General features: G+C 57.3%; 11 protein-coding genes. 10 read left to right on the top strand and 1 reads right to left on the bottom strand.

All coding sequences use genetic code 11. From position 1 onward, the window contains the following. Positions 1–3: 3 nt before the first annotated feature. Genes FE240_RS06560 through FE240_RS06550 form a run of 3 tightly spaced genes read left to right on the top strand, consistent with a single transcriptional unit; the run spans position 4 to position 3,096 of the window. A complete protein-coding gene (locus tag FE240_RS06560; RefSeq protein WP_193003864.1) occupies positions 4–558 on the top strand; it encodes a hypothetical protein in 555 nt (184 codons plus the stop codon). Next, a complete protein-coding gene (locus tag FE240_RS06555; protein WP_226799032.1) occupies positions 555–1,901 on the top strand; it encodes a hypothetical protein in 1,347 nt (448 codons plus the stop codon). The genes FE240_RS06560 and FE240_RS06555 overlap by 4 nt, the downstream gene beginning before the upstream one ends. A 19-nt stretch (positions 1,902–1,920) precedes the next feature. Next, on the top strand, positions 1,921–3,096 hold the full coding sequence (locus FE240_RS06550; protein ID WP_193003863.1) for a Bcr/CflA family multidrug efflux MFS transporter: 1,176 nt from the start codon (positions 1,921–1,923) through the stop codon (positions 3,094–3,096). A gap of 64 nt (positions 3,097–3,160) precedes the next feature. Here the strand turns inward: FE240_RS06550 and FE240_RS06545 are convergent, their stop codons facing one another. Beyond that, positions 3,161–3,628 (bottom strand): DUF4357 domain-containing protein, encoded by a 468-nt coding sequence (locus tag FE240_RS06545; RefSeq protein WP_042046270.1) that lies wholly within the window; start codon positions 3,626–3,628, stop codon positions 3,161–3,163. A gap of 193 nt (positions 3,629–3,821) precedes the next feature. On the opposite strand from FE240_RS06545, the gene FE240_RS06540 reads away from it, so the two are divergent. The 7 genes from FE240_RS06540 to FE240_RS06510 all read left to right on the top strand — a co-directional run bounded on the left by FE240_RS06540 (position 3,822) and on the right by FE240_RS06510 (position 13,330). Further along, positions 3,822–4,502: an ABC transporter ATP-binding protein gene (locus FE240_RS06540; RefSeq protein ID WP_193003862.1), complete on the top strand. Its 681-nt coding sequence runs from the start codon at positions 3,822–3,824 to the stop codon at positions 4,500–4,502. A 21-nt stretch (positions 4,503–4,523) separates the two neighbouring features. Beyond that, on the top strand, positions 4,524–6,950 hold the full coding sequence (locus tag FE240_RS06535; protein ID WP_193003861.1) for an FtsX-like permease family protein: 2,427 nt from the start codon (positions 4,524–4,526) through the stop codon (positions 6,948–6,950). Next, complete coding sequence (locus tag FE240_RS06530) at positions 6,947–8,011, top strand: lipocalin-like domain-containing protein (RefSeq protein ID WP_193003860.1); 1,065 nt, start codon at positions 6,947–6,949, stop codon at positions 8,009–8,011. Before FE240_RS06535 ends, FE240_RS06530 begins: the two co-directional genes overlap by 4 nt. A gap of 467 nt (positions 8,012–8,478) precedes the next feature. Beyond that, a complete protein-coding gene (locus tag FE240_RS06525; RefSeq protein WP_193003859.1) occupies positions 8,479–10,224 on the top strand; it encodes a hypothetical protein in 1,746 nt (581 codons plus the stop codon). Positions 10,225–10,265: 41 nt separating this feature from the next. Continuing rightward, positions 10,266–11,419 (top strand): IS3 family transposase gene (locus tag FE240_RS06520; RefSeq protein ID WP_193003858.1). Its coding sequence is split into 2 segments (ribosomal slippage): positions 10,266–10,506 and positions 10,506–11,419, totalling 1,155 coding nucleotides; the frame shifts between segments, so codons are not numbered across the junction. Positions 11,420–11,482: 63 nt separating this feature from the next. Continuing rightward, the gene (locus tag FE240_RS06515) at positions 11,483–12,181 is read left to right on the top strand and encodes an OmpA/MotB family protein (RefSeq protein WP_193003857.1); all 699 of its coding nucleotides are present in this window, start codon (positions 11,483–11,485) and stop codon (positions 12,179–12,181) included. Then, a complete protein-coding gene (locus FE240_RS06510) occupies positions 12,182–13,330 on the top strand; it encodes an HNH endonuclease (RefSeq protein ID WP_193003856.1) in 1,149 nt (382 codons plus the stop codon). Positions 13,331–13,464 lie beyond the last annotated feature (134 nt).

Below are 13,464 nucleotides of genomic sequence, written 5' to 3'. Positions count from 1 at the left end.
CCTATGCAACGACGACTGCGCAGCGCAGCCCTGCTCGCCGGCTTGCTACTGGCCAGCCATCCCGCCTTCGCCTACTCCTACGCCGCCGCCGGCAAGGAGCCGCTCATCGACGCCCGCGAGCTGCTGCTCAAGGGAGGCAGCGACGGCGCCCAGAGCCTCAATGAGATTGACGACGAGCTGGCCTACCTCGAAGAACACCACAAGGTGGCCCTGCGCGCGCCGCTCAAGGCGGCCGTGGCGGCGGGCAACAGCGACGAGGTGACCGCCCTGCTCAATCGCGCCTACCGCGCCGAGATAGAGCGCCGCTTGGAAGGGGCGCGCCAAAACCTCGGTGACTACCAGAGCGCCAAGGTGCTGGTGGTCAAATCCAAGCGCTTTCTCGATCTGGTGTTACCGGCGCTGGGCGAGGCCGAGCGCAAGGCGGCCGATCAGGGGATCAGTGACGCCCTCAAGGCGATCGGCAACCCCGGCGTGTTCGGGGTGGGCGCCGCCCCAGCTGACGAGGCCGCCTTCAAACAGGCCGAAGCGGCCCTGATGCAGGCGCTCGCCCGCTTGTGAGCGAAAGGGTCACGCGCCGCACCTGGCTGCCACTTGCCCTGCTGCACCTGCTCTGGACGGGGTGGTTACTCACCTACCCCGTCTCTCTTGATTCGGACGATGCCCTCAACTTTGCCCACGGGGTGGTGCGCTTTAGCGTGCTGGAGTTCGCCCCCCACTTTCCCGGTTACCCCGCCTTTATCGCCCTGGCGCGCTTAATCAACCTGTTTGCCCCCTCCCCCGAGGCGGCGGTGCAGTGGGCGGCCCTGCTTGGCAGCGCCTTTATTGCGCCGCTCGGCGCATGGCTCACTGTGCGCCTGTTTGATGCGCCCCGCCTGCTGGCTCCGCTCTGGCTGGCCCTGCTGGCCCTGCCGCTGACCCCGGCGCTGGCGCTCTCCGGCCTCTCGGATGGGCCAGCGCTGGCCGCTTGGCTGGCGGCGCTCCTCGCCCTCACCCATGGCCGCGCCGCGCTTGCCGGCCTGCTACTCGGGCTGCTGCTGGCCCTTCGCCCCTCGTACGCCGCACTCATGGCGCTGCCCCTGTGGCTATTGTGGGCGCCGCCCAAGGCGTGGGGGCTAGGCCAAGCCCCTTGGCGCCGCGCCCTGCTGCCTTTTGCTCTGGTCGGCCTTGGCTGCCTCGCCTTTGTCTGGCAGGCCGACGGCGCCGCTTACTTCAGCGAAGGGGCGCGCTTTACCAGTGGCCACTTCACCTTGTGGGGCAACACCGCCAGCGCCCACGCCAGCCGGCTGGTGAGCTGGTACTTACGCTTTAATCACGAGTTCACCCCCCTTTGGCCCCTGCTGCTGTGGCCCCTGTGGCGCGGTGCCAGCCAACTTGCCCCGGCGCTGCGCCTGCCGATAGCGGCAAGCTGGTGGCTCCTACTTGGCTGGACACTCATGGCGCAAAACCCGGACAATGCCCGCCATCTGGCGCCGCTCGCCCTGCTCTCGCTCGTGCTTGTCGCCGCGGCCACCCCGCCCCGCATCATGGGGATCATCGCTCTGCTGGTGCTGGGCGTAAGCTGGCGCCAGCCGGCCCCCAGCCCCAGTGCGCAAGCGCTCACCGTGGCCAGCCGTGAATGTCACACGCTGGTGACCCACTGGGGGGTGCGGCTGGCCCGCGAGCAGACCACCCTGCCCGTGGTGGATGCCTGGTATCAGGGCGATGCCGAGCGGGCGCTGGCACGCGGCGCCTGCCGCCTCAGCCGCTCAGCGCCAAGCTCTGGAAAGGGGCAGGTATGGCACTTCTCACGCCTGCCGGCCGAGCCCGCACTCTGGCTCAGCGTGTTACCCTCGTCACAAAAGCAGGCGGCGCTGAGTCCCTTCACTGTTACACTGCAAGGGCGCCCCTCTCTCCTTCCTTGAAATGGCTATTTGGAGTTTTATGACCCCCTCTCATCGTTACCTCTTCCTGCTGCTCGGCGCCCTGGCCGGCCTGACGCCACTGGCCATCGACATGTACCTGCCGGCCATCCCCTCGCTGGCGCGGGATCTCGCCACCAGCATCGACGGCGCCCAGCTCACGGTGAGCGCGTTTCTGGGCGGGTTTGCCGTCGGTCAGCTCTTCTACGGGCCGCTTGCCGACAGTTTCGGCCGCAGGCCGGTGATCCTCACCGGCCTTATCATGTTTGCCATCGCCTCGGTGGGCTGCGCCCAGGCCGATACCCTGGCCGAGCTGCTCGCCTTTCGCATGCTGCAAGCCGCCGGCGGCGCCGCCGGCTCTGTGGTGGTCAACGCCCTGCTGCGGGATCTGTTTGAGAAAGAGGCCTTCTCGCGCGCCATGTCGTTTGTCATCCTGGTGATGACCCTGGCGCCGCTGGCCGCCCCCATCATGGGGGGCTACATCACCACCCACGGCAGCTGGCGCCTCATCTTCTGGCTGCTGATGGCGGTGAGTCTCACCATCGCCCTGGCAATGCGCTGCACCATCCCCGAGACCCTCAAACCCGAGCACAAGCAGCCCCTGCGCCTAGGGCGGGTGCTGAGTAACTACGCAGGGGTGCTGACCAACCCGCGCGCCATGGGGTACGTGCTCTCGGGGGCCTTCGCCAGCTCCGGCATGTTCGCCTTTTTAAGTGGCTCGCCCTACGTCTACATCGAGTATTTCGGCGTGCCGACCGAGCACTACGGCTGGCTGTTTGGCCTCAACATCCTGCTGATGATGGTGGTCACCTTCGCCAACAGCCGGCTGGTCAAGGGGGTGGGGTCGGAGGGGATGCTGCGCTACGGCCTCATCGTGCTGCCGCTGGCCGGCTTGCTGCTTATCTACACCAGTTGGAGCGGTGTCGGCGGCCTGTGGGGGGTGGTGATCCCTGTGGTGCTCTACGTGGGCCACATCAGCTTGGTGGGGGCCAACGCCATGACCGGCCTGCTCGGCCACTTCCCGCAGACCGCCGGCACCGCCTCGGCGCTGGCCGGCACCTTGCGCTTTGGCGTCGGTGCCATGGTGGGTGTACTGGTCAATCTGGTGCCCCCCACCTCGCCACTGCCGATGGCCCTCAATATTGCCGGCTGCGGCCTGCTGGCTACCCTGAGTTACTGGCTGCTGGCCCGCCGTTAAGCGGTTATCACCAGCAAAAAGGGGAGCCGATGCTCCCCTTTTGGGTATGTTCGGGCCTTAATCCTTACTCTTTTTTGCCAAACCCCGACTGCTTCAAGGTATGGCCACTGCTGTTGTGCCAGGCATCGAGGCCGCTGCGGTTGTTGCCGGCCACCAAGCTGGCGGCCAGGCTCGGGCTGTTGAAGAGGTGATCTTGGGTAAAGCGGTACCCTTCGCCATGGCGCTCCAGCACCTCTTTGCCGAGTAGCTCGGCGCGCAGCTCCACCACGGCCTCGCGCAGTGAGGCGGCATCTTCGCCGTTGGCGGTGGAGCCGGCCAGCACCATGAAGCCGGGGCTGTGACGTTTGCCCACCGGGTAGCCTTGCGCCTCGGCGCCCTTGACGGAGAAGTGGTAAATTTCGCGCTCCCCCGGACGGCTATCAGACAAGGCCCTTTGCAGCGCCATCAACTCCTCGTAGATGTCGATGGGCACCACGGCGGCCTGCTTGTTTCCCTTGCCATCGACGATGAAATTGACTTGCTTATGTAACATCCTTGCCATCCTCTGTGCCACGATGCCCTATTCTACCCAGCTTTGACGAGCGGGTTCCAGACAGGATCCTGCCCCGTTTTGCAGCCGTGATCACTAACTGGCCTGTTTGATCAACGACGAGGGGTGTTGATCATTTCTGGCCGTGATAGCGTAAACCACCGGACAATATCATTGACCATCAATCGGTTACTCCATGTTGAACCTGCGCAACCTCAGTAAACGCTTCGCGAACGGCGGCGAGACGCTCCCCCTGTTTGAGGGGCTGGATCTCACGCTCAGATCCGGCGAAACCTGTCTGCTGCTGGGGCAAAGCGGCTGTGGCAAGTCCACCCTGCTCAGCCTCATCGCCGGTCTCATCGCCCCGGACGAGGGGGAGATCTGGCTCGGCGAGACCCGCCTCGACACCCTGCCAGCCGACGAGCGGGCCCGCCTGCGCGGGCGCCATTTCGGCATCGTCTATCAGGATTTCAACCTGCTGCCGACCCTGACGGTGGCCGAGAACCTCGCCCTGCCGCTTCAGATAAACCACCAGCCCCAAGACGATGGGCGCCTCGATGCCCTGCTCGCGCGCCTTGGCATGAGCCACAAGCGCCACGCCTGGCCGGAGCAGCTCTCTGGCGGCCAGCGACAGCGGGTGGCGCTGGCCCGCGCCCTCATTCATCAGCCCCGTTGGCTGCTCGCCGACGAGCCCACCGGGAGCCTTGATGAACACAACGCCGAGCAGGTGATGGCCCTGATGATGGCGGCGGTACGCGAGACCGGCGCAGGCCTTTTGCTGGTGAGCCACAACCCGGGCTATAGCGACTTGGCGGATCGGGTGCTGCGCCTAGAAGGGGGGAAGTTGGTCGAGCTCAAGGGGCGCCGCCATGGCTGACGCCTGCCGAGGGGCCCGCTGATGCTGCCGCTCAAGGCGCTGCTGCGCCTCTATCGCGCCCACCCCTGGCTGCTGTTGATGAGCCTGGCCGGGCTTACCTTGGGGGTCACTCTGGTGGTGGCCATCGAGCTTTTAAACCACAGCGCCCGCACCAACTTTGTCGCCGCCCGCAGCCAGCTCGCCGGGGAGGCCAACTACCGACTGGCCCCCCAGGGCGGGCTGGATGAACGGCTCTATGTGCAACTGGTTCGCAGTCAACCGAGCCTTAACGCCATGCCAGAGCTGCACGCCTGGCTCAAAGACGAGCAGGGGCGCAGCTTCCAGCTCTTGGGGATGGACTTGTTCAACCCCGGCCCCCTGCGCCGGCTATTCGGTGCCGCCGCCGATAACGGGCCTGACGTTGCCCTCAACCGCGTCGACAGCGTCTGGCTGGCGGCCCCCGAGGCCAGGCGCCTTGGCTGGCAACCGGGCCAGTCGCGAACCTTTGAGCTGGGCGATGAGGGGCCGCGCCCCCTCACCCTCACTCTGGCGGGTACCTTCGAGCCCGGCGCCGTCCCCATGGAGCGGCTGCTGGTGACCGACATCGGCCTCGCCCAGCCCCTGCTTGGCAAGGCAGGAAGGCTCGATCGCATCGTCTTTAAGCTCAGCGAGCAAGAGGTCACCGCCGTGCAACGCGCCTTGCAGGGCGCGCAAGAGGCCGGGCTCGCCGCTTCCCCCTTGTGGCTTGAGCCCATTAGCCCGGCGCTTGATGCCAGCCAGCTCGGGGATGCGCTGGCCCTGAACCTCACGGCGCTTTCCCTGCTCGCCATGGCGGTGGGATTGTTTTTGGTGTTCAACGCCCAGCGCTTCGTGCAGAGCGTGCGCCGCCCCCTGCTCGCCCAGCTCATCATCCTCGGCATGGCGCCGCGCCGGGTGCTGCGCTGGCTCATTGTGGAGCTCGCTCTCCTCGCCACCCTCGGCTCCCTGCTCGGGCTGCTGCTGGGGAGCCTGCTGGCCCTTGCTCTCATGGGGCAGCTCACCCAGGCGCTGGCCGATCTGTATGGCCCCAACCCCATCGACCTGCTGCGCCTCTCCCCCGCGAGTCTTGCCAAGGCGCTGGTGCTCGGCTTGGCAGGCACGCTGGCCGCCAACCTCCCCGGCTGGTGGCAACTGCTGCGCCAATCCCCCCTTGAGCTTCGAGAAGGCAACAGCCGCCCATCGGCTCATCCCTGGCAACGCCGGGGGCTCGCCATCGTCATCTTGCTGCTGTGCGCCCTGTGTCTGTGGCGGCCTGAAACGGGGCTTGGCGGCGCCCTCTTCGTGGCTGGAGGCTGGCTGCTCGCCATGGCCCTCCTCCTGCCCGACGCCCTTCGCTCCTTGCTGGGGCGGCTGCGTGCACGCGGCCCCCTCACCGCCCGGCTCGGGGTGGCCGAAACCCTCTATCACCTCGATCGCACCGCCATCGCCGTGATGGCGCTGCAACTGGCCATTGCGGCTGCCATCGGCATCGGGGTCATGGTGTCGAGCTTTCGCTCAAGCGTGGAGATCTGGCTCGGCCAGCGTCTGGCTGCCGATCTCTATGTCACCGCCCCCAAGGGGGTGGCGGGCCGCAAGGGCGCCCTGAGCGAGCAGACCCTGACCGCCATCCTCGCCGCGCCAGAGGTGAGCGCCGCTTCGCGCCGCGCCGTGCTCCCCGCCCGCTGGCAGGGGCAGCCCATCGAGTGGGCGCAGATGGACTTTATCCCCGAGCTCAAAGCTGCCTATCCCCTGCTGGCCGGGCGCTGGCCCGCCACCCCCGACGAGGTGCTGGCGAGCGAACCGCTCACGGTACGCCTCGGGGTCAAGGTGGGCCAGCGCCTCAATGTAACCAGCGAAGGGGGGCCGAGGCGGCTTACCGTTACCGGCGTCTATCAGGATTACGGCAGCGACAAGGGGCAGATACTGCACGCCTTCGAAGGGGGCAAGGTGCAATCCCTCGCCCTCTTCAGCCCAGATCCCGAGCGCCTTGGCGACAGGCTCAGGGGCCAGTTTGGGGAGCAGGTGAACCTGTTGCCCGCCCCCGCCATCCACGCCGCGGCGCTTAAGGTGTTCGACCAGACCTTCGTGGTGACCGAGCTATTGAAACTGCTGATCCTCGGCATCGCCTTCGTTGGCATCGCCTCGGCCTTCACGGTGCTGGGGCTGGCCCGGCGCGGCGAGTTGCAGACCCTGCAAAGCTTGGGCGTAGGCCCGCGCCACTGCCGCCGGCTGCTGGTGTGGCAAGGGGCGGGATTGGGGCTGCTCACGGCGCTGCTGGCCCTGCCGGTGGGCTATGGCCTTGCCTGGGTGCTGATCGAGGTGGTCAACCCCCGCGCCTTTGGCTGGCGGCTGGCCTTCGAGGCCGCCCCCCTGCACGCCGTTACGGCGCTCCTGCTGGCGCCGGTCTGTGGCGCGCTCGCCTCCTGGTACGCCGCAAGGAGAGTGGTATGAAAACCATCATCTGGCCGCTGGCGCTGATCTGTACCCTGTATGGCGCCGGGATCGGTGCCAACGATCTGGGCGCCATCCTGGGCGGCGGCAGCGATCACTTCAAAAAGGCCCTGCCGGGCCAGCCCATCAACCTGCCCGCGGATCACGGTGCCCACCCCGACTACCGCTCCGAGTGGTGGTATCTCACCGGCAACCTCAAAGACGAGCAGGGGCGCGGCTACGGCATGCAGTGGACCCTGTTTCGCCAAGGCATTGAACAGGAGATCACCTCGGAGAACCCCTGGCTCACCCCTCAACTCTGGCTGGCCCAGTTCGCCATCACGGATGTGAGCAAAGGCAGCCACCAGCAGGACGAGCGCACCAGCCGCCAGGGGCCAGGGCTCGCCGGTGCCAGCGGCGGTGAGTATTGGCTGAAAGAGTGGGTGCTTACCTCTCAAGGGGAATCGCTCTTTCCCGCCACCCTCAAGGTGCGGAGCAAGGCGGGGGATCTTGATGTGAAGGTGAGCGCCGCCAAGCCAGCGGTGCTGCAAGGCAAAGCGGGTTACAGCGAGAAGAGCCCGGGCAACGCCTCGTTTTACTACTCCTACCCGCGCCTGACCATCAGCGGCACCCTGACTCTGGATGGGGAGACCCGCCACGTCAGCGGTGAGGGCTGGTTCGATCACGAGTGGAGCAGCTCGGTATTGGCCGAGTGGCAATCGGGCTGGGACTGGTTTTCGCTGCAATTTGACGATGGCCGCGAGCTGATGCTGTTTCGCCTGCGCACCAAATCAGGACGTACTGAACCAGAAAACCGCTACGGCATCCTGATTGAGCGCGACGGCAGCAGCCGGGTGCTGTCGCCTGACTCCATCGTCCTCACTCCCGGTAAAACCTGGCGCGGCCCCAAGGGACAGCCCTACCCCATCGAGTGGCAACTGGAAGCCGCCGATTTGAAGCTCGTCATTAAAGCCCGCCAACCCAATCAGGCCATGACGGGACGCTTTGACTACTGGGAGGGGGCGGTCTTAGTCTCGGGAGACGCAAAAGGCGTTGGCTATTTGGAAATGACGGGGTATTGAGTCTATGGTCTACCCGTTTCTTCGCGTCTTCTCTGTTTTGTATCTACGGGATTACGTCTGCGCCCCATTACCATCTCTACGGTTTGGTTCTGATACGCCGTATCCGTAACCCCCAGTCCCCCTCCCTCCCCGATTTCTGATCCCCATCAAAAATACGCACCAAATCCCTCCCCTAGTAAAACGTTTCGCTCAACAAATTGAGCTGCGCTTGGTACCCTACTCATCCGGCCCTCAGAACCCCAAAAGGCAGCCAAGGAGTGGCTATAGTTTATTTCTTTTTAATTCTGCTTGAAGACAGCATAATGGAAGCTGAAATCCGTGTGGTAGTGACTCTAAACGCAAGGTCATCAATTATCGAAACACATTACACAACTGATATAACAAGCCATACATAACTTTATAAAAATGAAATGATGGTTTTTAAATAAACCTTCTTAATCGAAAAGCACTAATGATAGAGAATCAACATGGTCATATTAGAAAATTTACTACGCAGTCTTAATTCGGATGTGGTCAATACTGTTTTTTTATTCAGCATGCTGGCCGTATTTGCTCTCGGGCTCAGATTTGCCAAAAAGGGAACACAGGTAGAATTCGTAAATTATGTACCTACATTATTAACCACCACAGGTATTTTTGGTACCTTTTTGGGCATTGTGATGGGTCTTCTCGACTTTAATCAAAATGATATTGAGGCCAGCATCCCCTCCCTTCTGGAAGGCCTAAAGACTGCCTTCATAACCAGCTTAGCGGGCATTCTTTTCTCACTTGTCTTCAAGACCTTATCAACGTTTTCCTTTCTCAAACCAAAATTGGTCGAAGAAAATATTACTCATGCTACCCCAGAGGCAATACTAGGAGCAATGCAAGTTCAAACAATAGAAATAATAGCGCTAAAAGAAGCGATGACAGGTAATGAAGAATCGACATTATTTGGCCAACTTAAAATTCTGCGTGGAGATATTAATGATAATGCCAAGCTGTCTTTGAACAGCTCTATGACTCAAGCCGAGAAAAACCAACATAACTTTGAGGCATTCTCTGAAAAGTTATGGCTGAAGCTGCAAGACTTCGCGGATACCTTATCCAAGTCTGCAACTGAACAAGTTATCGAAGCTCTCAAGCAAGTTATTGTTGATTTCAATAACAAAATCACTGAACAATTTGGTGAAAACTTTAAGCATCTCAATGAAGCTGTTCACAAATTGGTTGAGTGGCAGGAGAACTACAAGCAGCAATTGGATCAAATGCAACAACAATATGCACGTGGTGTTGAATCCATTACTGCCACCGAGGCCTCGGTAGCCCATATTAGCGAACAAAGCAAAGTAATTCCTGAATCCATGAATGATTTAAAAAATGTCATGGAAGTGAACCAGCATCAACTCACTGAGCTGGAACGCCACCTTGAAGCATTTAAAATAATGCGTGACAAAGCTGTCGAAGCTGTACCACAAATACAGCAGCAGGTACAGGCGACTGTTAATGATATATCTGCGGCAGTTATTACAGCCAGTGAGCACTATAAACAGTTACTATCTGAATCCGATGAGTACATCAAAACTCACATTAATACCTCCAATGTCCTGCTAGAAAAATTTGCTACTGAGACAGAAAAGGGGATCACTCATGTCGGTAAGAGGCTGAAAGAAAGCTCTGAACGTATCAGCAAAGATGTTGAAGTAGCAGCCAACGAATTCACTGATAACACGTCTCGCACCAATGAGGCATTACAAACCAGCTCCGACTATTTACAGGCTCAAACTGATATCATCAAGCAGCACCTACAAGATGCGGTAAGCGACCTTAATAGTGTGATGCGCGACATGATTGAAAAAATGGTTATCGATGCAAAAGATATGACCTCAACTATGAAAGAAGCTAACCAAAATTTGGTAGCCGATACCGTACAAGTACGCGATACCGTCATTCAGTCTGCGGAAAAACTTCAGCTGAAATTGAATGACGTGATTGATGAAGCTGCTACCCAGCAGATCAATCAAGCCAAACGAACATTCGATGCAATGGAAGCTCAAGTTAAACAGCAAGTTGGTTTTACCGCCGAAGCAGTTGACTCCCAACTGAAACTAATTGACTCTGCAATGCAGCAAGAAATAAACCGAGTAATGAACGAGATGGGGCAAGCTCTGGCACAAGTCAGTGGTAAGTTTGTTGAAGATTACATCAGATTTGAATCGCCCCTACTTTCCTAGACACCCCAAGAGCCTCAAACTGAGGTCATTCAGGAGGTGTTATGAGCAAGCAGCAACGTTACACGGAAGAATTCAAACTGGCCGCCGTCAAGCAGGTGACTGAGCGCCATTACCCAGTGGCAGAGGTCGCTGAACGACTTGGTGTTTCCAGCCACAGTCTTTATGTCTGGATCAAACGCTACAGCCAACCCGAAGCGCAGCAACAGAATGACTCCAGCCAGCAAGCCGAAATTCGGCGCCTCAAGGCAGAACTGCGGCGTGTCACCGATGAGCGAGATATATTAAAAAAGGCCGCCGCGTACTTTGCCAAGCTGTCAGGGTAAGGTACGCCTTCATTCAGGATCACGCGTCCGCACATCCCATCCGCAGACTGTGTCGGATGATGAATGTCCACCCGAGCGGTTATTATGCTTGGCTGCACCAGCCTTTATCTGCCCGAGCTCAGGAAGACCAACGTCTCCTGGGCCAGATCAAGCAATGTTGGCTAGAAAGCGGTGGCGTCTATGGTTATCGCAAGATCCGGGATGACCTGCGAGAGATGGGCGAGACCTGTGGGAAACACCGGGTGGCGCGATTAATGCGTCATGAAGGTTTACGTTCACAAACCGGCTATCGTCGCCGTCCCGGTCATTATGGCGGCCGGCCAACCGTGGTTGCACCGAATCATCTTGAACGCCAGTTCGATGTGACTGAGCCAAATAAGGTCTGGGTAACGGACATCACTTATATCCGAACTCATGAAGGCTGGCTCTATCTGGCCGCGGTATTGGATTTGTTCTCACGACAAGTCATTGGTTGGTCAATGGGGCCACGTATCGACCGAGAGCTGGCTATCAGCGCGTTACTGATGGCAGTATGGCGACGGCGACCCGAGCAGGAAGTGCTGGTTCATTCCGACCAAGGGAGCCAGTTTAGCAGCTATGACTGGCAGGATTTTTTGCGGGAGCATCGGCTCAAAGCCAGCATGAGCAGACGCGGCAATTGTCATGACAACGCAGTAGCGGAGAGTTTCTTTCAGCTCCTCAAACGCGAGCGGATCCGACGTAAAACCTATGCGGATCGCGAGGAGGCTCGGCAGGATGTGTTCGATTACATTGAAATGTTTTACAACCCCAAACGTCGGCACAGTTTCAACAATGGGCTATCGCCAGTAGAGTGTGAAAAACAATATTTCGAACGGCTCGAAAGTGTCTAGAGAAGCCGGGGCGATTCAATTGACCCAGGCAATGAATGAAGTTGTGAGTAAGCGAGTAGCATAATGGAAAAGTTCTTTGGAACCAGTAGTTCAACCCAGGAGAATGGCGAACATTGGCTGACCGTTTCTGATCTAATGGCCGGTCTGATGATGGTATTCTTGTTCATTGCCATCGTTTTCATGATGAATACTCAGAAAAAAAATGACAAGATAAAGGATGTCGCTGTAGCTTATCAACAGAATCAAGTAGCTATCTATGAGGCGCTACAAACAGAATTTAAAAATGACCTCAACAAGTGGGGGGCAACCATAGACAAAGAAACTCTAGCATTTAACTTTCAGTCTCCTGACGTCTTGTTCGCTAACAATGAAACAACTCTGAGTTACGCATACAAAAATATTTTGAATGACTTTTTCCCTAGATATATAGATGTACTGAGACCTTATCGTGAGTCTCTCAATGAGATTAGAATTGAGGGACATACATCAAGCGCAGGGCTTAGAGGTTCGAGCGAAAGCCAAGCTTACTTCTATAACATGCGCCTATCTCAAGGACGAACCCGTGCCGTGTTGGAATACGCCTATGGATTGATGCCTGATGAAACAATATGGATCAAAAAAAATATAGCAGCTGTTGGTTTCTCTTCTTCTCGTTTAATCATGAAAGATGGAGTGGAAGATGCGGCACAATCTCGTCGTGTTTCCTTTAGAGCCATAACTAATGCCGATATTCAAATCAAGCGAATATTGGAGAATAATTAATTGAAACTGAACATTGATCTCAGTGCATTGCATCGGGCAGTTGCACCTCTTGGCAAGATAGTAACAGACTTTTCAATAAAGAGCCTATCTGGAGGATGGATAGATATTGGGGAACACCTGAAAAGTGGGATGATTTTAGGAAAAGACATCCAGCTGGATGATATTGATGGCAGCGAAGGCATACTTCACTACAATGGCCATCAGGTTATGTTGTACATTCCAGATCAAGGTACCTTTATTAATCAGGCTCTTGCTGATGGTAAGCAAAAAGGAGCAAAACGAGTACACGTTGCAGAGTGCAAAACAATCATAGGTATGCGTGAACGTGGAAGATTCAATGACAGATATGATGTTATCAATCGAATGGATGGTTTTTTTCCCGTATTCGGTTCTGAATACCATTCACATGAAACTATTAACGGCGAGGCCGAACTTGCCGTATGCCAGAATTGTCTTGCACTCCTTAATCACAAGAATTTTTCAAATCTCGACTGGGGAGACAAGGCTAAATTAGTTGATGGTTTCTCATATGCTAATTTTTTCGAAACCTACAGTTCATACTTTAAGTCTTTACCCAAGTCCACTGTAGCACTACAGTCAAGTAGTTATACACCTGATTGGCCGGTAATTTCATCGAAGCTAAGAAGTGAGTTGAACTATACCTGTGAGCAATGCGGGGTTAATCTTACCAAGAAAACTAAATTACTGCATATCCATCACATCAATGGAAATAAAGCTGACAATAGCAGAAAAAACTTGCGAGCATTGTGTGCGGACTGCCATAAAAAGCAACCACACCACGGTCATTTATATGTAAGCAATGAGGATACTTTGAAAATTAACGAATGTCGGCGTGAACAACATAAGTTTGACGTATTTAATTATAACAATATAGTAAAATACACTGATTCAGCCTTGGAAGGATTGGTGTTAAAATGTCAAACCTCCGCTCTTCCTGGCCCGGAGCTTGGTATAGTTATCAATGATGGTGGAGAATTTATTTCAATCGATCTTTGCTGGCCTAGACGAAAGGTCGCCGTGTTGATAAACATGACAACTTCTCACGTGTTGAGAAAACATGGCTGGAGTGTTTTTTCTGCATTTGATGCATTGAGTAATTTCCCTGAATTTCAAGCAAAGATAAGATAGTTGTAAAACGTGACCTCATGCCAAAAGAAGCACCTACTTATTTTCTGTGGAAATTGCAATCGATGTAGTCATACCCCCCAACTTACATATCCGCCCAATCCCCCCGACAGAACTCGTTCTGCCGGGGGGATTAT

Source organism: Aeromonas simiae (genome assembly GCF_014892695.1).
Lineage (GTDB): Bacteria > Pseudomonadota > Gammaproteobacteria > Enterobacterales > Aeromonadaceae > Aeromonas > Aeromonas simiae.
The sequence above is the reverse complement of the archived record's forward strand: the minus strand, read 5'-3'. Positions and strand labels throughout refer to the sequence as shown.